Source organism: Microbacterium sp. LEMMJ01, from assembly GCF_002114135.1.
Lineage (GTDB): Bacteria > Actinomycetota > Actinomycetes > Actinomycetales > Microbacteriaceae > Microbacterium.
Genome location: NZ_NCTV01000014.1, coordinates 1 through 18,783, shown reverse-complemented (window position 1 = coordinate 18,783; position 18,783 = coordinate 1). Strand labels below are relative to the sequence as shown.

25 protein-coding genes are annotated in these 18,783 nt (G+C 69.0%); 15 read left to right on the top strand and 10 right to left on the bottom strand.

Annotated elements, in window-relative coordinates; genetic code table 11:
• The coding region (locus tag B7W94_RS01025; protein ID WP_172400037.1) for a transposase at window positions 1-473 on the bottom strand (473 nt) is incomplete at its 3' end.
• A 56-nt stretch (window positions 474-529) separates the two neighbouring features.
• Between B7W94_RS01025 and B7W94_RS01020 the strand changes: the two genes are divergently transcribed.
• The 4 genes from B7W94_RS01020 to B7W94_RS01005 are packed head-to-tail and all read left to right on the top strand — an operon-like array spanning window position 530 to window position 2,536.
• Entirely contained in the window at window positions 530-1,297 is a 768-nt protein-coding gene (locus B7W94_RS01020) for an AraC family transcriptional regulator (RefSeq protein ID WP_067121902.1), read from the top strand.
• Window positions 1,294-1,749: an SRPBCC family protein gene (locus B7W94_RS01015; RefSeq protein ID WP_054687628.1), complete on the top strand. Its 456-nt coding sequence runs from the start codon at window positions 1,294-1,296 to the stop codon at window positions 1,747-1,749. The genes B7W94_RS01020 and B7W94_RS01015 overlap by 4 nt, the downstream gene beginning before the upstream one ends.
• Window positions 1,749-2,153, top strand: a complete 405-nt coding sequence (locus B7W94_RS01010; protein WP_062637438.1) for a DUF1801 domain-containing protein — start codon at window positions 1,749-1,751, stop codon at window positions 2,151-2,153. The genes B7W94_RS01015 and B7W94_RS01010 overlap by 1 nt, the downstream gene beginning before the upstream one ends.
• A 2-nt stretch (window positions 2,154-2,155) precedes the next feature.
• Window positions 2,156-2,536: a VOC family protein gene (locus B7W94_RS01005; protein WP_085603663.1), complete on the top strand. Its 381-nt coding sequence runs from the start codon at window positions 2,156-2,158 to the stop codon at window positions 2,534-2,536.
• Window positions 2,537-2,669: 133 nt separating this feature from the next.
• On the opposite strand, the gene B7W94_RS01000 is transcribed toward B7W94_RS01005, so the two are convergent.
• The 5 genes from B7W94_RS01000 to B7W94_RS00980 all read right to left on the bottom strand — a co-directional run bounded on the left by B7W94_RS01000 (window position 2,670) and on the right by B7W94_RS00980 (window position 5,981).
• Window positions 2,670-3,068, bottom strand: a complete 399-nt coding sequence (locus B7W94_RS01000; protein ID WP_062637441.1) for a hypothetical protein — start codon at window positions 3,066-3,068, stop codon at window positions 2,670-2,672.
• Between the two features lie 139 nt (window positions 3,069-3,207).
• Window positions 3,208-3,606: a hypothetical protein gene (locus B7W94_RS00995; RefSeq protein ID WP_062637442.1), complete on the bottom strand. Its 399-nt coding sequence runs from the start codon at window positions 3,604-3,606 to the stop codon at window positions 3,208-3,210.
• A 158-nt stretch (window positions 3,607-3,764) separates the two neighbouring features.
• A complete protein-coding gene (locus B7W94_RS00990) occupies window positions 3,765-4,148 on the bottom strand; it encodes a hypothetical protein (RefSeq protein WP_005052841.1) in 384 nt (127 codons plus the stop codon).
• Window positions 4,149-4,257: 109 nt separating this feature from the next.
• Entirely contained in the window at window positions 4,258-4,836 is a 579-nt protein-coding gene (locus B7W94_RS00985; RefSeq protein ID WP_005052196.1) for a hypothetical protein, read from the bottom strand.
• A gap of 134 nt (window positions 4,837-4,970) precedes the next feature.
• Window positions 4,971-5,981, bottom strand: coding sequence for a DUF4192 family protein (locus tag B7W94_RS00980; protein WP_062637444.1), 1,011 nt, complete (start codon window positions 5,979-5,981; stop codon window positions 4,971-4,973).
• Window positions 5,982-6,044: 63 nt separating this feature from the next.
• Between B7W94_RS00980 and B7W94_RS00975 the strand changes: the two genes are divergently transcribed.
• From B7W94_RS00975 to B7W94_RS00965, 3 genes are read left to right on the top strand one after another with little or no spacing between them, the layout of a single operon-like run.
• Entirely contained in the window at window positions 6,045-6,560 is a 516-nt protein-coding gene (locus B7W94_RS00975; protein ID WP_005052190.1) for an FAD-binding protein, read from the top strand.
• Window positions 6,557-6,856: a Dabb family protein gene (locus B7W94_RS00970; RefSeq protein ID WP_005052188.1), complete on the top strand. Its 300-nt coding sequence runs from the start codon at window positions 6,557-6,559 to the stop codon at window positions 6,854-6,856. The genes B7W94_RS00975 and B7W94_RS00970 overlap by 4 nt, the downstream gene beginning before the upstream one ends.
• A gap of 18 nt (window positions 6,857-6,874) precedes the next feature.
• A complete protein-coding gene (locus B7W94_RS00965) occupies window positions 6,875-7,411 on the top strand; it encodes a nuclear transport factor 2 family protein (RefSeq protein ID WP_052323124.1) in 537 nt (178 codons plus the stop codon).
• 49 nt (window positions 7,412-7,460) lie between these two features.
• On the opposite strand, the gene B7W94_RS00960 is transcribed toward B7W94_RS00965, so the two are convergent.
• Together B7W94_RS00960 and B7W94_RS00955 are read right to left on the bottom strand one after the other, a co-directional pair.
• Window positions 7,461-8,645, bottom strand: coding sequence for a 4-hydroxybenzoate 3-monooxygenase (locus B7W94_RS00960; protein ID WP_005052183.1), 1,185 nt, complete (start codon window positions 8,643-8,645; stop codon window positions 7,461-7,463).
• Between the two features lie 97 nt (window positions 8,646-8,742).
• Window positions 8,743-9,492 carry an IclR family transcriptional regulator gene (locus B7W94_RS00955; RefSeq protein WP_005052180.1) on the bottom strand — a complete coding sequence of 250 codons (750 nt, stop codon included), beginning with the start codon at window positions 9,490-9,492 and terminating at the stop codon, window positions 8,743-8,745.
• Window positions 9,493-9,576: 84 nt separating this feature from the next.
• On the opposite strand from B7W94_RS00955, the gene B7W94_RS00950 reads away from it, so the two are divergent.
• Window positions 9,577-10,227, top strand: coding sequence for a hypothetical protein (locus B7W94_RS00950; RefSeq protein ID WP_005052177.1), 651 nt, complete (start codon window positions 9,577-9,579; stop codon window positions 10,225-10,227).
• Here B7W94_RS00950 and B7W94_RS00945 read toward each other — a convergent pair.
• Entirely contained in the window at window positions 10,224-11,132 is a 909-nt protein-coding gene (locus B7W94_RS00945; protein ID WP_005052175.1) for a LysR family transcriptional regulator, read from the bottom strand. The genes B7W94_RS00950 and B7W94_RS00945 overlap by 4 nt on opposite strands.
• 149 nt (window positions 11,133-11,281) lie before the next feature.
• Here B7W94_RS00945 and B7W94_RS00940 point away from each other — a divergent pair, with 149 nt between their 5' ends.
• Genes B7W94_RS00940 through B7W94_RS00910 form a run of 7 tightly spaced genes read left to right on the top strand, consistent with a single transcriptional unit; the run spans window position 11,282 to window position 17,967 of the window.
• Complete coding sequence (locus B7W94_RS00940; RefSeq protein WP_005052173.1) at window positions 11,282-12,310, top strand: amidohydrolase family protein; 1,029 nt, start codon at window positions 11,282-11,284, stop codon at window positions 12,308-12,310.
• Window positions 12,311-12,329: 19 nt separating this feature from the next.
• On the top strand, window positions 12,330-13,028 hold the full coding sequence (ligK, locus tag B7W94_RS00935) for a 4-carboxy-4-hydroxy-2-oxoadipate aldolase/oxaloacetate decarboxylase (protein WP_085603660.1): 699 nt from the start codon (window positions 12,330-12,332) through the stop codon (window positions 13,026-13,028).
• Between the two features lie 2 nt (window positions 13,029-13,030).
• Window positions 13,031-13,984, top strand: a complete 954-nt coding sequence (locus B7W94_RS00930) for an amidohydrolase family protein (RefSeq protein ID WP_005052167.1) — start codon at window positions 13,031-13,033, stop codon at window positions 13,982-13,984.
• Between the two features lie 2 nt (window positions 13,985-13,986).
• The gene (locus B7W94_RS00925; RefSeq protein WP_005052165.1) at window positions 13,987-15,339 is read left to right on the top strand and encodes a protocatechuate 4,5-dioxygenase subunit alpha/beta; all 1,353 of its coding nucleotides are present in this window, start codon (window positions 13,987-13,989) and stop codon (window positions 15,337-15,339) included.
• On the top strand, window positions 15,336-16,289 hold the full coding sequence (locus B7W94_RS00920) for a Gfo/Idh/MocA family oxidoreductase (RefSeq protein WP_005052163.1): 954 nt from the start codon (window positions 15,336-15,338) through the stop codon (window positions 16,287-16,289). Before B7W94_RS00925 ends, B7W94_RS00920 begins: the two co-directional genes overlap by 4 nt.
• Window positions 16,286-17,260 (top strand): aldo/keto reductase, encoded by a 975-nt coding sequence (locus tag B7W94_RS00915; RefSeq protein ID WP_005052159.1) that lies wholly within the window; start codon window positions 16,286-16,288, stop codon window positions 17,258-17,260. The genes B7W94_RS00920 and B7W94_RS00915 overlap by 4 nt, the downstream gene beginning before the upstream one ends.
• Window positions 17,257-17,967: a substrate-binding domain-containing protein gene (locus tag B7W94_RS00910; RefSeq protein WP_005052156.1), complete on the top strand. Its 711-nt coding sequence runs from the start codon at window positions 17,257-17,259 to the stop codon at window positions 17,965-17,967. Before B7W94_RS00915 ends, B7W94_RS00910 begins: the two co-directional genes overlap by 4 nt.
• 50 nt (window positions 17,968-18,017) lie before the next feature.
• Here B7W94_RS00910 and B7W94_RS00905 read toward each other — a convergent pair whose 3' ends face one another.
• Window positions 18,018-18,725 carry an NADPH-dependent F420 reductase gene (locus B7W94_RS00905; protein WP_005052154.1) on the bottom strand — a complete coding sequence of 236 codons (708 nt, stop codon included), beginning with the start codon at window positions 18,723-18,725 and terminating at the stop codon, window positions 18,018-18,020.
• Window positions 18,726-18,783: the final 58 nt, after the last annotated feature.

Below are 18,783 nucleotides of genomic sequence, written 5' to 3'. Positions count from 1 at the left end.
ATGTCAGACAGCGAGCGGTCGCGGAACGATGCGACCTCGGCGTCGAGCCCTTGGCAGATGCGGGACACCTCGGACTTCGAGATGCCAGTGTCAGCGCCGAGCGCTTTGACGAGGTCATCGACCTTCCGGGTTGAGACGCCGTGGAGGTAGGCCTCCATCACGACCGCGAACAAGGCTTGGTCGACCCGGCGGCGCCGCTCCAGCAGCGACGGGAAGAACGACCCCTGCCGCAACTTCGGGATCCGCAACTCCAGATCCCCAGCCGTGGTCGACAGCACCCGCGGCCGGGAACCGTTGCGGGTAGTCGTGCGCTCGCTCGTGCGCTCGTAGGGGGCGGCGCCGATGAATGCGGCTGTCTCCGCGTCGATCAGCTCCTGGTAGAGCCGCTCGGTCGCGGCTCGGATGCGGTCGGTGGTGCCGGTGAGCTTCAGTTCCCCGAGCAGCTCGAGGAGGGCAGACTGGTCAAGAGCCATCGTGCGGTGTCGTCTTTCTGTGTGAGTTCTTGGTCGTTCTCACTGACCATCGCACGATGGCTCACCCCGTCGCGGTCACGACGCCGCGGGCCCGAAAGACCACCACCCCGCGGGACTCCAGGTTGGAATCCGGGTTCGCAACGCCCGAGACCTTCACACGCGCGTTCGTGCAGCGGTTCGAGATCAGTCCATCGGAGTATCGGAGGATGCTGCGCGCGTACCGCGAGCACGCGGACCTGGCGCAGCAGAGCACGACGTTTGCGGGCTTCGCAGAAGAGACGCCGCTGACACTCCGTTATGACCTCGATGCCGTCCCGGTACGGGTTGAGAGCACCCCCGAGCGGCACCTGCTCGTCCTCCGTCATCGCGGGTACAACGGCCTCGGCATCGGGCACCCATCGGTCGAGCCGTGGCAGCAGCTGAGGGCCTTCGCGATAGAGCACGGCATCGCCCACTCCTCCGACCTCCTCGTGGGCATCACCCCAGATGACCCTTACGTGGTGGACAACGAGCAGATCCGCTTCGACGCTGGCATCCCCATTGCCGCACCGATAGATCCACCCCACCCCTTCACCTACCGCCAGATGCCGGCGCAGGTGTGCGTCGCGCATCGGCACACCGGCGGTGCAGAGCAGATCGCGAAGACCTTCGCGGCTATCGGGGTGCAATGGATGCCCTCAGAAGGGTGGCGGTTGCGCTGCGCACCGCCCTTCGAGATCCATCACGTCGACCAGCGCGCGAACGACGCCGTTCGCGTCAGCTGGACAGACGCCTATGTGCCTCTTGATCACCACCCCGACCATCACCCAGGAGAAGGCCCATGATCGCTTTCGAGTTCACCGAGCACATCGACAGATCGCAACAGGAAGTGTTCGCAGTGCTGGCAGATCCCACAAGGGCGGTCGACTACGTCGACGGTGTCGTGAAGAGCGTGAAGGTGACGGATGGCCCGCTCGCTGTGGGGTCCGTCATCGAGGAGACGCGCCGAGTGAAGAGCAAGGAGGCGACGGGGCAGCTGCAGATCGTGGCTCTCGAGCCGCCCACCGCTTTTGCGGTCGCCAGCGAGGCGGAGGGCATCACCGCGACCTACGTCTACCGGCTGCACCCGGCCGGCACCGGCACGCGGATCGAGTGGACGTGCGAGCTCGCCGCCGGCGGACTGCGGCGGATGATGCTGCCCCTGGTGGCCGCGATCACAAAGAAGGAGGACGGCGACCATCTGGCCCGACTCAAGGCATACATCGAATCGCAGCGAGCAACGGAGACCGCCTCGTGATGCCTTCCGACACCAGCGTCGACGAGGCGCTGGACCGGGCAACCGGGCCACGACGCGGCGAGGTAACCGAACTCCTCGAGCTCTTCGAGCACGTTGCACAGCGCCCGCCGGTGGTGTGGGCGGAACGGATTGTCGGGTTCGGCCAATACGGCTACGCGTACGACAGCGGGCGAGAGGGTATCGCGCCTGAGATCGCCTTCGCTTCCGGGTCCAAGCACACGCTTTACCTGGTCGAGGGGTTTGCCGAGCGGTGGCCCGACCTGCTCGAGCGGCTCGGTCCACACCGCACCAGTAGCGCGTGCCTCTACCTCCCCCGATTGTCGGGGGTGGACCAAGATGCGCTGCGGGAACTACTCGATCGCTCCCTCGCCGTCATTCGAGACGTGCACGGCGACGGCAAATGAGCATGGCGTCTCTCGTCCAAGTAGCCCAGCGCGTGGTCGATCTGGAACGCGCCACAGCCTTCTATTCCGCACTGCTCGGCTCCGCCCCTGTGGCCCGATTCGATCCGCCCGGTTTGGTGTTCTTCGATCTCGACGGCGTCCGTTTGCTACTCGAGAGCGCGGCACCGTCAGCGCTGCTCTACCTCCGCGTCGATGATCTGGAGTTAGCCGTCGACCGAGCCGGCGAGGTCGAAATCGTATCCCCGGGGCGGCCGATCTTCACTCACACCAGAGATGCGCTCGGACCAGCAGGGCGAGAAGAATGGCAAGCATTCATTCGCGACCCCGAAGGAAATCTCGTAGGTCTAGTGGCGTTCAGAGATCCAGCGGAAATCAAGTACTGACGGCTTCGACGAAGCTGGCCGCAGCCGTCGTGGACAACTCAGCACAGAATCTGGCCGCACTCCGGTGGACATCTTCGGTGGGAGATCCCGGCTCTGTGGCTGGCACCGCGGACAACTCTGAGCGGTTCCTACATCAGGCCGCGTCGAGCGGCGTCCAGTCCCGCTCGTGGGCGGGGGTGTAGTCGATCAGCGCGGCCAGGCGGTCGCGTGCGGCCTGTAGCGCCTCGATCTCGGCGTCGTTGCTGTCGCCCTCGGCCGCGGCGAAAGTGTCCTCGATCAGACCGGCGATCTCCTTCTGCGCCGCCTCGTCGATGAGGGTGATGCGGGCGATCTCGCCGTCCGGGTAGCGGGCATCCAGCGCGGCTGCGTCCTGGTAGTCGAAGGCCCACTGCTCGCCGAGGATCGCGAACGCCGCGGCGATGTCGCGGCCGCGGTCGCCGGTGCTGATCGCGACGTAGCCGCGGTTCAGTCCCGTACCGACGTGCGGGTGCAGGTCGGCGTGGTCGGGGCCGAAGGTGATGTAGGTGGTCATGGCGTCCTCCCGGATCGCTTGCTAGTGAATGTGACGTTCACAGCCTACGGGTGGGGTCGGACATCGCAGCAGAGGGTCGGTCGTGGCGTGCGTGAGCGCCCCGGCAGAGGCGCGGGGCGCTCATGTCGCAGGGGTGCGGCTACGCCTTCCAGACGCCTTCCCAGCCCTCGGGGAGACGCACGCCGTGCTCGCCGTGCGCGTCGGTCTGGTGCAGGTACACGAGCACGTCGCCGGGGTCGGGGTCTGCCTCGTACTGCGGCACGGTGCGCTCGATGGTGTTGATCTGGCCGACGCTGTTGTAGCGCACGTCCATGTCGATCGCGCGCAGGTAGCCGTCCTCGACGTTGACGTGCTGATCGCAGCGCGGGCACCACAGCACGGTGCGCTCGCCGTAGTCGGTCGGCTCGTCGAGCTCGACGATGCGCAGCGCGGGGAAATCGGCTGCCTCGATGTCGTGCATGAGACTCCACAGCCGGTCGATCAGGTCGTCGGCAGGGATGCGGGGTGCGGCTGAGGCCGCGGGTTCGGTGGTGGTCATTGTGTCCTCCTGGGGACGGTGAAGGCCTGCGGCGAGCGCGGGCGGGGGATGGAACTCGAGGTGCTCCCGCCGAGGGGAGGGGCGTGTAGCCGGCTCCCCTCGGGTGGGTGGTGCTCGCCGCCGCCGGGGTAGGTGTGCACCCGGCGGCGGCGAGGGGGTCAGACGGCTTCGACCAGCCCAGGGCTGACGCGCCAGCCGTTGGCGAGCGTGTATGACTTGGGGTTGGTGCGGACGATGAGTGTCTCGACTCCGGCCAGCCCGTCACGGGTGGTGCGCGGGTTGGCGACGATGCGCACGCGGGTTCCGGGGATCAGGCTCGGCAGCGCGGCCGCGGTGGCTTGCAGGGCAGCGGCGAGTGCGTCGTCGCTGTGCCCGGTCGGCTCGACGGTGGCGGTGCGGGCGAGGGTGTACACCTTGCCGGGTTCGGTGAGGGCTGCGATCTTCGCCTTGGTGCGGGCGAAGTCGATCAGCACGTACTCGGTGCCGCGGAAGCGGAACGTGTCGCCGGGGGTGCGGGTGATGAGGGTGGTGGTGTCGGTCATGGCGTCCTCCTTGGACTCTCGACGGTGAATGTGACATTCACAGGCTACGGGTGGCCTCCGACATTGGGCGGGGCGGGCGGCGCGGTCTGCGCGCCCGCCCCGGCGTGGGTCACTGGGCGGCGATCGCCGCGGTGATCTCGGCGGTGACCCGCTCGCGCTTGGCGTCGGCATCGCGCCCCGGCTCGAAGTGACCGAACGCGGTCAGGTACGCCTCGATCTGCCCGCGCAGGTACTCGGTGTTGCTGGCGTCGGCGTTGAGGCCGATGATCGCGTAGCGCGCTGCGCTCGCCGCGGCCCGCCAGCCGCTCTGCGTGAGGCCGTGGGGGTCGCCCTCGGGGAGCGAGTAGGGCTGCTCGATCTGGCCGTCGCGCGCGGTGTACTTGGTGACGGTGCGCTCGGTGACCACGACGGCATCCAGATAGTCGGGGTCGCCCTGCCCGCCGAGGGGCACCCACACCTGGGGGTCGTCGTCCGGGTGGTCGGCGTCGATGCGAGCGAGCAGGGCGGGCATTGCGGGGTCGAGGGTGAACGGGTCGCTGAGGCTGTAGTCGTCCCAGGCCTGGCGCAGCTCGTCCGGCTCGATGGTCGTCCATCCCTCGTCGAACTCGGCGCGCAGCGGAGCGTGGAAGCGGATCGCGCGCTCGACGGCTGCGCGGATGTCGTGGACGTTGTTGATGGTCTCGGTCATGGAGTCCTCCCGGAACGATTGCTAGTGAATGTGACATTCATAGGCTACGGGTGGCCTCCGACATCGCGCGGGGACATCGCGAGTGCGTCACGGGCGAGTGCCCGCCGGGGTGACCGGCGGGCACTCGGTGACGCTCAGCGGGCGAACGCCCAATCCGGGAGCACGGCTGCCGAGCAGAGGGTCGCGACGATCTGGCTCATGCCGTGGTCGGGGTCGATCGCGAGGGCGCGGTCGGTGTAGACGGTGGCGTGAGTGGATCGGCCCAGCGCCCAGGACAGCCAGGCGGCGGCGGCGAGCAGGTTGGGGCGCTCCTGGTCGTCGGCGTAGGCGGCAAGGTGGCGCACGAGCGCGAGTCCCGCCGTCAGCCGGTCGGCGTCGGGGCGGTCGCCCTGTCCGTAGAGGGTGCGGGCGATGCTCTCGGGGACGGGTGCGCCCATGATCGAGTGGCCGATCTGCGCGGCCAGGGCACGGGTGCCGTTGCCGCGGTCGGTGGCCCACTGGATGAGGGCCACGTCACGCCACAGCGGGATGCCGATGCCGGTGAGCAGGATCGCAGCCTGGCGGGTGTCGAGGTCGGCGGGGTCACCGGTCAGGGCGTCCTCCGCGACGGCGACGAAGTCCGCGAGGGCATCGTCGTCCATCCGCGCGGCCGCGAACGCGATCCGGGCGGCACGCGCCGGGTCGGCGTCGGGGATGCTCGCCCCGGCGGTCTGGGATGCTGCGACCTTCTCGCGCAGCGCGTCCGGGGTCGCGATCTCGGCGACGGGGCGCGGTGCCTCGCCGGTCAGGTGGCTGCCGTAGCCGTCGCTGGCGACGTAGAGCACGTCCACCAGGTGCAGTCCCTGCCGGTCGGCGACATCGGCGATCTGCTGGCCGAGATCGCGGGTGCTGTCGGCGTCCTCGGCGGCGTAGATCACGGCGGCTACCCCGGTCACGCGCGGCACTCGGCAGACCAGCCCGAGGCCGGTGTGCGCGAGCGTCGCGGCATCCGCGTCGAGGTCGAGTCGCATCGCCCCGATCGTGCGCGACGCCTCGAAGGGCACGAGCACGAGCGAGTCCTGCGGGGTGAAGCCGAGCAGCGCGGGCACGAGGCCGAGGAAGTCGCGCGGGGTGCCCGCCTTGATGGTGGTCGGTGTGGTGGCCATGGTGTCCTCCCGGAACGTTGGCTAGTGAATGTGACATTTACAGGCTACGGGAGGCCTCCGACATTGGTCGATGCACGCCAGGAGCCGACTCCCGACTGGCTCGTCGAAGGAGCAACCCTCGGAGAGCTCGCCGGGAAGATCGACGTTCCCGCCCAGGCGCTGGCCGAGACGGTCGCGCGATTCAACGAGCACGCCGCCCGTGGGGAGGATCCGGACTTCCACCGCGGTGCGAGCGCGTACGACCGCTACTGGGGAGACGAACAGAACCCGTATCCCAATCCCAGCCTCGCACCGCTCGAGCAAGGCCCCTACTACGCTCTCGCCGTGGTGAACGGCTGCTTCGGCACCAGCGGAGGGATCGCCACCGACGGCCTCGGAAGGGTCCTCGACGCAGACGGCGATGCCATACGCGGCCTGTTTGCGGTCGGCAACGCCTCCGAGAACGCCTTCGCCGCCGGCTACCCCGGCGCCGGCGCCACGCTCGGTCCGATCATGACCATGGCCTACCTTCTCGGGCGTACCGCCAGCGGCGCGTCGATCGGCGACCTGAGCCTTGCCGACGGAGCCGGGGCACGATGATCCGTCACGTCGTGTTCTTCTCGTTCGCAGCGAACCATGATCCTGCCGTGCTCGAGGAGTGGCGCGACCTGCTCGATGGTCTGCTCGGAAAGATTCCCGGCCTGGTCCGACTGTCACACGGCCCCGACGTGATGCGCAGCGAACGCGCATGGGACTATGCACTCGTCGCCGACTTCCGCACCCTCGACGATGTCCGTGCCTACGCGACGCACCCCGCGCATCTGCCGCTCTTCCCTCTCTCCGGAGCGATCTCGGAGCAGATCGCCTCGGTCGACTTCGAGATCGACGAGCAGTAGAGGAAGTACCCAGGCGCCGTGAAGAGCGAGGATGGTTTCTCGATGCCCCGAGTACGTGCGGTCACCCCCACCGTGGCAGAGGAGCTCCGCGACCTGAAGGCACGCTATTTTCACTACGTCGACCTGAAGCAGTGGGACGAACTGCGCGGACTCTTCGTGGACGACTGCGTCTTCGAAGGACTGTGGGCCGCCGCGCCCGACCCCGACACGTTCGTGGAGAACCTGATGCGCAACATGACCGAAGAGGTCGTCAGCGTCCATCACGGGTTCATGCCGCAGTTTCGGCGGATCGATGACTTCTCGGCTCGCGGGCGCTGGGCCATGACCGACTATCTGACGTGGCCACGCGGGTCACGAGGGTATATGGGGATCACCGTGCCGGAACAGAGGGGGATGCGGGGATATGGCTACTACGAGGAGCTCTACCGACTCACCGAGTCCGGCTGGCGCATCGCCTTCATGCGACTGAGCCGGATCCGCATGGATCCCATCGTTGGCGACGCGCCTGCGATCGACTACCCGGTGGTTCCCGCGGTCCCCGGCTGGCTGGACTGACGCCGACCCGCGGGTGCCGCACCCTCTGGTCCGAACCGTGAGCGCCGGCTCAGGTGAGGGTGTGGAGGGGCCAGCCGGTGTATGCCTCGGCGAGGAAGCGGCGGCCGGCTTCGGACTCGACGACGGATTGGAGCTCTCCGAGCTGGCGGAGGCGGTCGAAGTCCCTTGCATCGGGGGCGACGTGAAGCATGCTGGTCATCCACCAGGAGAAGTGCTGGGCCTTCCAGATGCGGTGCAGCGCCGTCTCGGGGAAGGCCTCGACGAGGCGGCTGTCCCTCTCGAGCAGAAGCGCGCGCAGCGCGCGCTCGAGAACGAGGACGTCGGCTACGGCAAGGTTCATGCCTTTCGCGCCGGTGGGCGGCACGGTATGGGCGGCGTCGCCGATGAGTGCGAGGCGGCCGCGAAGCAGTTCGAGGGCGACGAAGCTCCGGAATCGCAGCACGTCGCGTTGGAAGACGGGGCCTTCCTTGAGCGTCGTCCCCGGCACCCGCTTCTGCAGTTCTTCCCACAGTTGCTCCTCGGTGAGGGTGCTGGGGTCGGTGCGGGGATCGCATTGGAAGTACATGCGCTGCACGGTGGTGCTTCGCTGGCTGATGAGCGCGAAGCCATCGGGGGAGTTGCTGTAGATGAGCTCGTCGGCGCTGGGCGGCGCCTCGCAGAGGATGCCGAACCAGGCGAACGGGTACTCGCGGAAGTGCCCGCCTGTGTGGGAACCGGTTACGGCCTCCCGCACGACACTGCGTGACCCGTCGGCGCCGACGACGAACTCGGCCTCGATCTCGAGAGGCGATCCGTCTGCGCCGGTGGCGATGACGCGTGGGCGGTCGGACGCGGGGTCCTCGATACGATGCGCCGTCACGCCGAAGCGCAGGTCTTGGCCACTGGAGAGCCGCGCGGCGATGAGATCCTTCAGGACTTCGTGCTGCGGGTACAGCCACACACCGCGGCCGACGAGGTCGGCGAAGTCGATGCGGTGTCCGCTGCCGGCGAAGCGGAGCTCGATGCCGTCGTGGCGGTCTCCCAGGGTGCGGGCGCGGCTGAACGCGCCGAGCGTGTCGAGCACCTCGACGGTGCCCTGTTCGAGGATGCCTGCCCGGATCGTGGTCTCGATCTCTTCACGGGAACGCTGATCGATGACGACTGACTCGAGGCCGGACGCCGCGAGCAGATGCGACAGCAGCAGTCCGGCGGGTCCAGCGCCGACGATGGCGACGCGGGTGCGGATGGTGGACATTGGGGCGTCTCCTTCGACGTGACAACGGATGCCTCGCTCAGTGTGAACCCGGTTCAGACGGTCGAACGCCGCATTCCCGTTGAACGGGAGACGCCGACTATCGGGGGGACCGCAGCGTGGCCTCGATGCCGGTCACGGCTTCTCGCAGAGCGATGATCGCCGCCGTGTGCGGCGCTTGTCGTGGTAGCACCACGGAAAGCGCGGCGACGACTTCACCTGCGTCGCGGATCGGCACGGCCACGCCGGTCGAGACGGATTCGATCGAACCTTGCGCGATCGCCACGCCATCGCGACGCACGCCAGCGAGGAGACGGCGTAGACGTCCGGGATCGGTCACCGTCTCGGGTGCGAGAGCGCGCAACGGCTGGGCGAGCACGCGTTCGCGGAGATCGGCGGGAGCGTGCGCGAGCAGGACGAGGCCCGACGAGGAGGCGTGCAGCGGTAGCCGCCCAGCGATCCGTGTGATGTTCGCACCGGCGTCGGGGTGCGAAAGGCGTTCGAGGAACAGTGCTTCGTCCTGTTCGAGAACGGCGAGTTGGGTGTGCTGGCGGATGTGCGTCTGCACGCGCTCCATATAGGGGAGCGCCGCCTGGCGCAGACGTAGCGCGGTCGACCCGCGGAGGGCCAGTTCCCACAAGCGCATTCCCAGGTGGACGCGGCGGTCCTCGTCGCGTCCGAGCAGTCCGGCGTCGACCAGCTCGTCCACGATCCGGTGCGCGGTGGACGACGGCAGCGCCGCTCGGCGCCCGATCTGACTGGCCGACTGCACCGAACGATCAGCTGTGAACGTCTCGAGGACGCGCACGATGCGGTCGATCATCGAGTCGCTGGAGGGCGAGTTCGCCATGCGCTCAGGATGACACGGCTCGCGTCGACGGTGTTGCGGCGATGGTTGGTCCCCTGCCTGACGCGACGGCGGTAGCCTCGGCTCATGGTTTCTGTTCCGGATGCTGCAACGGCTTGGGAGCCCCTCACGCCTCATGCTGTCGCTGAGCTCCTTCGGGTCGGTAGCGCCCGCTGGTGGCTGTCGGGCGGGGTGGCCCTGGAGCACTGGCTGGGCCGGACGATCCGCGAACGGCCGAACACGGACGTGAGCACCACCCAAGGCGGGCTGCCGCAGCTGGTCCGGGCGTTGCCTGCCGGTTTCACCGCCTGGGCGCCTGCGGGGGAGGACGCCGTCATCCCCTGGGCCGACGCGCCCGACGATGCCGATGTGCAGCCGGTGCGGATTCAGGACGAGCGCTCCGGCGCCTGGGTGCTTCAGGTGAACGTCGAGGATGGGACGGAACATGCCTGGCTGTACCGGCGAGACCCGCGGCTGCAGTTGCCGTGGGATCGCGCCGTGCTCGAGGTCGACGGCATTCCGACCGGTGCGCCCGAGGTGCAGCTGGTCTGGAAGGCGTTGCGGCCGCGGCCGGAGGATGACCTCGACAAGGACGTGGTGCTGCCGCAGCTCTCGGACGAGGCCCGGTCGTGGTTCGAACGGGCGATCCTCTCCGTCCACCCGCACTCGAACTGGTCGATCCACGTGCGCAGCCCTTTCGCGCCCGCGAAGGCAAGCTGGAACCGCAAGAACGGCTAGGTCGGCCGGTGGTCGTCGGCGGCCACCGCATCCAGCACCACCGATCGGAACCACGTCTGCGCGGGAGACATGCTCAGTTCGCGTCGCGTGTAGAGCGCGACCGGGGTGCTCTGGCCCGGCCACGGCAGCTCGGCGATGCGCAGACCGGGGAACCATCCGCAGAACACCTCGGCCACGTGTCGCGGCAGCAGCACGACGAGATCGGTCGCCTCGAGCACCGCGGGCACGGTGGCGTACTCCTCGACCGTCAGCGTCACCTGCGGCATGAGTCCCTGTTCGATCATCGCCTGGAGCGGGTACACGTGGCCGCCGCGGGAGGACACCCGCACGAAGCGGCGCCCGACGAACATGTCCGCGGCGGTCGGAGGCAGCGGATGGGCACGCGAGGACAGCGCCACGTACTCCACGTCGCGCACCGGTGTGCGCCACAGCCGCGGCGAGTCCAGCAACGACACCGTGATCGCCAGGTCGATGGTGCCCCGGACGAGCCCGTCTTCCACCTGATCCGCGTCCAGCCGCCGCACCTGCAGGTGAAGGTCCGGCGCCTCCTTCGCGAGCACCGGCATGATCGGCGGCAGGAAGGTCTGCTCGCCGATCGAGGTCAGCGCGAGCGAGAGCTCCCCGCCGAAGCTCGCGGGATCGAAGGCGTCGGGCGCGCTCACCACGGCATCGATGCGCGACAGTGCCTCGTGCAGCGGTCCGAACAGCTGCCGGGCACGCGGGGTCGGCACCATCTCGTTCCCCTGGCGGCGGAACAGGTCGTCGCCGAACCGCTGCCGCAACCTCCTCAGCGTGTAGCTGACCGTCGGCTGCGTGACGTGCAATCGCTCGGCGGCGGCGGTCAGACTGCGCAGCTCGTACAGCACGACGAAAGTGCGCAACTGGTTGAGATCGGTGAGCGACATCGCATTGATCCCATCTATACGGTTCGGCTCCTACATCTATTGGACCATACCCATAGAGCGAACTAGAGTCAGGGTGACAGCACCGGCACCGCTGCCGACGTGGCACGCACCACCCGGCACCGACCCGATCACAGTGACGAGGACGCACGTTGATCATCGACATCCATGGCCACTACACCACGGCCCCCGCGCAGCTGGGAGCGTGGCGCGATCTGCAGATCGCGTATGCGGAAGGCGCGGGCGAGGCGCCCGACCCGGCCGCGCTGCGGATCAGCGATGACGACATCCGCGAGACCATCGAGGCGAACCAGTTGCGGCTGATGGACGACCGCGGCAGCGATGTCACGGTGTTCAGTCCCCGTGCATCGTTCATGGCCCACCACCTCGGCGACCTCGCCGTCAGCGAGACCTGGGCGCGCATCTGCAACGACCTCGTCGCGCGGGTGTCGCAGCTGTTCCCCGACCGTTTCCTCCCGGGCGCGATGCTCCCGCAGTCGCCGGGCGTCGACCCGAAGACGACCCTCGCCGAACTCGACCGGGCGGTGAACGATCTGGGCGTCGTGACCGTCAACATCAACCCCGACCCGTCCGGCGGACTGTGGACCGCCCCGCTGCTGACGGACAAGAGCTGGTATCCGCTCTACGAGAAGCTCGTCGAGTACGAGCTGCCCGCGATGATCCACGTGAGCACCTCGTGCAAGCCGCAGTTCCACACCACCGGCGACCACTACCTGGGTGCCGACACGACGGCATTCATGCAGCTGCTCAAGGGCGACCTGTTCCGCGACTTCCCCGACCTGAAGCTCGTCATCCCGCACGGCGGCGGCGCGGTGCCCTATCACTGGGGACGCTTCCGCGGCCTGGCGATGGCGCTCGGCAAGCCCGAGCTGGAGGAGCACCTCCTGGGCAACGTGTACTTCGACACGTGCGTGTACCACCAGCCGGGCATCGACCTGCTCACCGGGGTCATCCCGACCGAGAACATCCTCTTCGCGAGCGAGATGATCGGCGCCGTCCGCGACGTCGACCCGCGCACGGGCCACTACTTCGACGACACGAAGCGATACGTGGATGCGACCGGGAACCTCACCGACGAACGACGCGGACAGGTCTTCGAAGGCAACGCCCGCCGCGTGTACCCGCGCCTGGACCGCGCCCTGCGAGCCCGCGGCCTGTGACCTCACCCTGGAGAACCCGATGACTCAGCGACTGAACGACCTCGGCATCGTCCGCACGCGCATCGAGCGGCCCGACTCCGCCGACGTCGCGCGGCTCTCGCGGTTCGGGGTCGCCACGATCCACGAGGCGATGGGCCGGGTCGGCCTGCTGCGGCCGTACATCCGCCCGGCGTACAGCGGGGCGACGCTGTGCGGCCCGGCCGTCACGGTGCTCCTGCAGCCCGGCGACAACTGGATGTTCCACGTCGCCGCCGAGCAGGTGCAGGAGGGCGACGTCATCGTCGCCGGCTGCACCACGGAGAGCGAGGACGGCTTCTTCGGCGAGCTGCTCGCCACCTCCCTCACCGCCCGGGGCTGCAAGGGCCTGGTCATCGACGGGGGCGTCCGCGACGTCGCCGACCTCGAGAAGATGGGCTTCCCGGTCTTCTCCCGCGCCATCAGCGCGAAGGGCACCGTCAAGGCGACGCTGGGCTCGGTCAACATCCCCGTGGTCGTGGCGAACGCCGTGGTGAACCCCGGCGACGTGGTGGTCGCGGATGTCGACGGCGTCGTGGTCGTCCCCCGCGAGCTCGTCGGCGCCGTCGCCGACGTCTCGCAGAAGCGCGAGGACAACGAGGAGGCCAAGCGCCAGAAGTTCCGCGAGGGCGTGCTCGGTCTCGACATCTACGGCATGCGGGAGCCGCTGGCGGCCGCGGGCCTCGAGTACGTGGAGGATTGACGATGGCTCACGCACAGGCGATCGCGCACGGCGACACCAGCGGCGGCTTCGAGAAGACGCCCGGTTGGCTGGACTGGTACGACGGCCCGACGACCCCGACGTTCCGGCTCCCCGCCGGCGCTGTCGACGCGCACTGCCACGTGTTCGGCCCCGGCGCGGAGTTCCCCTACGCCCCCGAGCGCAAGTACACGCCGTGCGACGCGTCGGCCGCGCAGCTGTTCGCGCTGCGCGACCAGCTCGGCTTCGACCGGAACGTCATCGTGCAGGCGACCTGCCACGGCGCCGACAACCGGGCGCTCGTCGACGCGCTGCGCCGCAGCAAGGGGCGTGCCCGCGGGGTCGCGACGGTTCGTCGCGACGTGACCGACGAGGAGCTCGCCGAGCTGCACGAGGCCGGTGTGCGCGGCGTGCGGTTCAACTTCGTCAAACGCCTCGTCGACCGGGTGCCGACCGACTCGCTCGACGCGATCGTGGAGAAGATCGCCCCCCTCGGGTGGCATGTCGTCATCTACTTCGAGGCCGAGGACCTTCCCGACCTCTACGACTTCTTCTCGGCGATCCCGACGGACGTCGTGGTCGACCACATGGGGCGTCCGGATGTGACGAAGGACCCGGAGGGTCCGGAGTTCGAGCTGTTCCTGCGCTTCATGCGCGAGAACCCCAACGTGTGGACGAAGGTGTCGTGCCCCGAGCGGCTCAGCGCCACCGGTCCGCGCGCGCTGAATGGCGAGCAGCACGCCTATACGGATGTCGTGCCGTTCGCCCGTCGCGTGGTCGAGGAGTTCCCCGATCGCGTGCTGTGGGGCACCGACTGGCCCCACCCCAACCTCAAGGACCACATGCCTGACGACGGGCTGCTGGTCGACTACATCCCACAGATCGCGACGACCCCCGAACTGCAGCAGAGGCTGCTCGTCGACAACCCGTCGCGGCTGTACTGGCCCGAAGGAGAATGACCATGGCACTCGACAAGCCGTACAAGGACATCCCCGGCACGACCATCTTCGATGCCGAGCAGGCCCGCAAGGGCTACCACCTCAACCAGTTCTCGATGTCTCTCATGAAGCCCGAGAACCGCGAGCGCTACCTCGCCGACCGCGAGGCGTACCTCGACGAATGGCCCCTCACCCCGGTGCAGCGTCAGGCGGTGCTCGATCTCGACCTGAACACCTGCATCGCCGAGGGCGGCAACATCTACTTCCTGAGCAAGATCGGCGCCACGCACGGTCTGAGCTTCCAGCAGATGGCCGGCTCGATGACCGGGATGTCGGAGGCGGCGTACCGCGACATGATGGTCGGAGGTGGCCGACGTCCCGAGGGCGTGCGCCTGAAGGATCTCGACGGGTGGACCCCGCCCTCGAACGAGAAGTCCGAGGTGATGCGCCCGGACGCCCCCGCGAAGTTCACGTCGGCGCTGTTCACGTCGCACGTGCCGGCGATCGGCGCCGCGATGGACCTGGGCAAGACCGAGGAGCCGTACTGGAAGAAGGTCTTCGACGGGTACCAGTGGACCCGGAAGTGGGCCAAGGAGAACACGCCCGACGTCATCATCCTGGTGTACAACGACCACGCCACGGCGTTCGACTCGAACATCATCCCGACCTTCGTCCTGGGCACGGGCGCGCACTATCCCGTCGCCGACGAGGGTTACGGCCCGCGCCCGGTGCCCGACGTGAAGGGGTATCCCGAGCTCGCCGCGCACATCGCCCAGTCGGTCATCCAGGACGATTTCGACCTCACCCTCGTCAACGAGATGGTCGTCGACCACGGCCTGACCGTGCCGCTGTCGCTGGTGTTCGGCGACGTCGAGGAGTGGCCGTGCCGGGTCATCCCGCTTCCGGTGAACGTCGTGCAGTACCCGGTTCCGTCCGGGCGTCGGTGCTACGAGTTGGGCAAGGCGATCCGTCGCGCGCTGGACAAGTGGGACGGTCCCGAGCTCAACGTGCAGATCTGGGGCACCGGGGGGATGAGCCACCAGCTGCAGGGCCCGCGCGCGGGACTGATCAACGAGGAGTGGGACAACGCGTTCCTCGACCACCTGATCGCCGACCCGCTGGGCCTCACCGAATGGTCGCACATGGAGTACGTCGACGAGGCCGGATCCGAGGGCATCGAGCTGGTGGACTGGCTCATCGCCCGTGGGGCGATGGACGACCAGTTCGGCGGCGGGGCGCCCGAGGTGAACCACCGGTTCTACCACGTCCCGGCGTCCAACACCGCCGTCGGCCACCTGGTCGTCACCAACCCCGTCGCGCCGCGGCCCGTCGAGTCCGAGAGTGTGAGCCTCCCCCTGGAGGAAGTCCACGCATGAGTGACAAGGTTCGCGTCGCCGTCGTCGGCGCCGCCGGCGCCTTCGGCATGAAGCACCTCGACGGCCTCGCGAACATCCCCGACGCCGAGGTGACCGTCGTCAGCGGCACCAGGCCCGAGCCCACGGAGTCGGTGGCCGAGAAGTACGGCGTGCCGAATGCCGTGCTCGGTCTCGACGCCGTGCTCGAGCGAGACGACGTCGACGCGGTGATCCTCGCGACGCCGACGCAGCAGCACGCGGATCAGACGCAGGCGGTGCTCGCCGCGGGCAAGCACGTGCAGGTCGAGATCCCGCTCGCCGATTCGCTGGCGGATGCCGAGGCCACCCTGGCCGCGGCATCCGCCTCCGACCGGGTCGCCATGGTCGGGCACACGCGGCGGTTCAACCCGTCGCATCAGCTGGTGCACAACCGGATCGCGGCCGGCGAGTTCGCGGTGCAGCAGATGGACGTGCAGACGTACTTCTTCCGCCGCACGAACACGAACGCGAAAGGCGAGGCGCGGTCGTGGACCGACCATCTGCTGTGGCACCATGCGGCACACACGGTCGACCTGTTCGCCTACCAGGCGGGTCGGATCGTGCAGGCCAACGCCATCCAGGGCCCGATCCACCCCGACCTCGGCATCGCGATGGACATGTCGATCCAGCTCAAGAGCGAGACCGGCGCGATCTGCACGCTGTCGCTGTCGTTCAACAACAACGGACCGTTCGGCACGTTCTTCCGCTACATCGGCGACACCGAGACCTACATCGCGCGCTACGACGACCTCTACAACGGTCGTGACGAGCAGATCGACGTCTCGCAGGTCGCCGTCAGCCTCAACGGCATCGAGCTGCAGGACCGGGAGTTCGTCGGCGCGATCCGCGAGGGCCGCGAGCCGAACTCGTCGATCCGCCAGGTCATCGACTGCTACCGCGTGCTCGGCGCGCTCGAGGAGCAGCTCGCGTGAGGCTTCCCCGCATGGGGCTCGGGTGCATGTCCCTCAGCCATGCCTACGGCACCCCTCCGTCTCTCGAGGACGGAGTGGCGCTCGTGCGTTCCGCGCTCGACGACGGCGTCCAGCTGCTCGACACCGCCACGCTGTACGGCGGCGGCCGCAACGAGGAGCTCGTCGGGCGCGCGATCGCGGGGCGTCGGGACGAGGTCGTGCTGGCCAGCAAGGGCGGCATGGCGCTCGTCGACGGCGTGAAGGTCATCGACGGGCGCCCCGAGACGCTGCGCGCACAGGTCGACGCCTCGCTGCGGCGGCTCGGCGTCGAACACATCGATCTCTACTACCTGCACCGGTGGGACAAGAAGGTGCCGATCGCCGAGAGCGTCGGGGCGCTGGCCGAGATGGTGGCGGCGGGAAAGATCGGCGCCATCGGGCTGTCGGAGGTGTCGGTGGACCGTCTCCGGGAGGCGCTCGCGGCGGCGCCCATCGCCGCGGTGCAGAACGAGTACTCGCTCTGGAGTCGCAATCCCGAGCTCGGCATCCTCGACGCCACCCGTGACGCCGGGGTGGCGCTGGTCGCGTTCTCACCGGTCGGACGCGGGTACCTCGCCGACTCCATCACCGACCCGGAGCAGTTGCCGCCGAAGGACATCCGCCGCGCGATGCCGCGCTTCCAGCCGGAGCACTGGGCCGCCAACGCCGCGTTGCTGCCCGCGTGGCGAGCCCTCGCCGCCGAGGCCGGCCGCACGCCGGCACAGCTGGCCTTGGCGTGGCTGCTCTCCCGCGGCGATCACGTCGTGCCGATCCCCGGGAGCACGGATGCGCACCACGTGCGCGAGAACCAGCGCTCTCTCGGCACGGTCGTCGATCCCGCGGTGCTCGTGCGCGCGGGCGAGCTGATCGACACCGCCACGGTGTCGGGGCCGCGCTACAACGCCACCGGGACGAGCGAGGTCGACGCCGAGTCGTTCGAGGCGGCCGTGTGAGAGCCATCTCCTCCATGGCGACGCGTCAGGTCCTCGCCGACCTGGCCACGGCGGCAGCGGACAGGGGGTTGCCCCTCGTCGAGATCGAGTCCGTCGGCGGAGTGGACGCCGCCCAGCGCGTGGCCGGGGGTGAGCAGCTCGATCTGGTGTTCCTCGCCGCCGACGCTCTGGACCGGCTCTCCGGAGACGGCCACGTGGACGCGGCGACGGTCACACCGCTCATGCTCTCGCGCGTCGCGGTCGCGGTTCCCTCGGGCACGCCCTCGCCCGCCGCCCGCCCCGACACGGCGGCGTTCGCGGACGCCCGCGGGGTCCGCGAGGCCCTGCGCGCCGCCGCTCGCATCGGCTACTCCACCGGCCCGAGCGGCACGGCGCTCGTCCGCACGATCGACGACTGGGGCCTCACCGGCCAGGTGGGCGATCGTCTCGTGCAGGCGCGACCCGGCATCCCGGTCGCCCGGCTGCTCGCCGACGGCCAGGTCGACCTCGGCTTCCAGCAGCTCAGCGAGCTCGTCGGTCAACCCGGGGTGCGCATCCTCGGTGTCCTGCCTTCGGACTGCGCCATCGAGACCGTGTTCTCGGGCGCCGTCGCGACCACCTCATCCGACCCGCGACGAGCCCGCGACGTCCTGGCGTTCTTCGCGTCCGATTCGACGGCATCCATCAAGACAGAGCACGCCTTCAGCCCGCCTGCACGACGGGACTGACCGGGATTCGGCGCCGCTTCGCCCGGTGTGCCGGATGGCTCACGCGGCCGTCAGGCGTCCGGCGTCTGCTCGGGGCCGAACCGGGCGGTGAACTCGTCGACGTCGAGAACGTTGCGTCCGAGCCGGCCGGACACCTGGTTGTAGGTGCCGGTGATCTCGAGGTCGCGGGCGCTGCGGAGCGTGCCGACGTAGCGGGGCTGCCAGCCGGTCTGCGCCAGCAGCGGGCGGACCTGCGCGGATGTCTCCGCCGAGTCGGCCAGGTACGGCAGGACCGCCTTCGGGCTCGCCTCGGCGATCGCGGAGCTCGCGACCGCGGCGGTGGCGAGGTTCGAGAACGCCTTCACGTGTCCCACGTTCGCCGGAAGGAGCGACGCCAGGTACTGCCCCGCAGACCCTTCCACGGGTCGCCGCAGCTGCACGCCCGTGGGCGTGACGTCCAGCGGGTTGGCGACGTCGATCAGGATCTTGCCGTCCAGGAGGTCCCCGAGTGCAGAGACCACCGCCTGCTGCGGGGCGCCCCAGAGGGTGGTGAGGGCAAGGAACGGGGATGCCTGGGCGGCTTCCTCCAGGGATGTCGCTATGTCGATGCGGGCATTCCGCGCGATCGGTCGGAGTCGCCGGGCGGCGGCCTCAGCCTTCGCCGGCTTGTAGTGGAACAGGCTGATGTTCACGCCGTGGGAGGCGAACAGGCCTGCGATCGCTGTGCCGTGCCGACCGGGGCCGATCAGCGTCAGCGTCGGCGTCTGCGTCGTGGACATCTGGTCACGCCTCCTGGGGCAGGTGCGGGTTGTCGGAGAGGTCCACGACGGTCTTGCC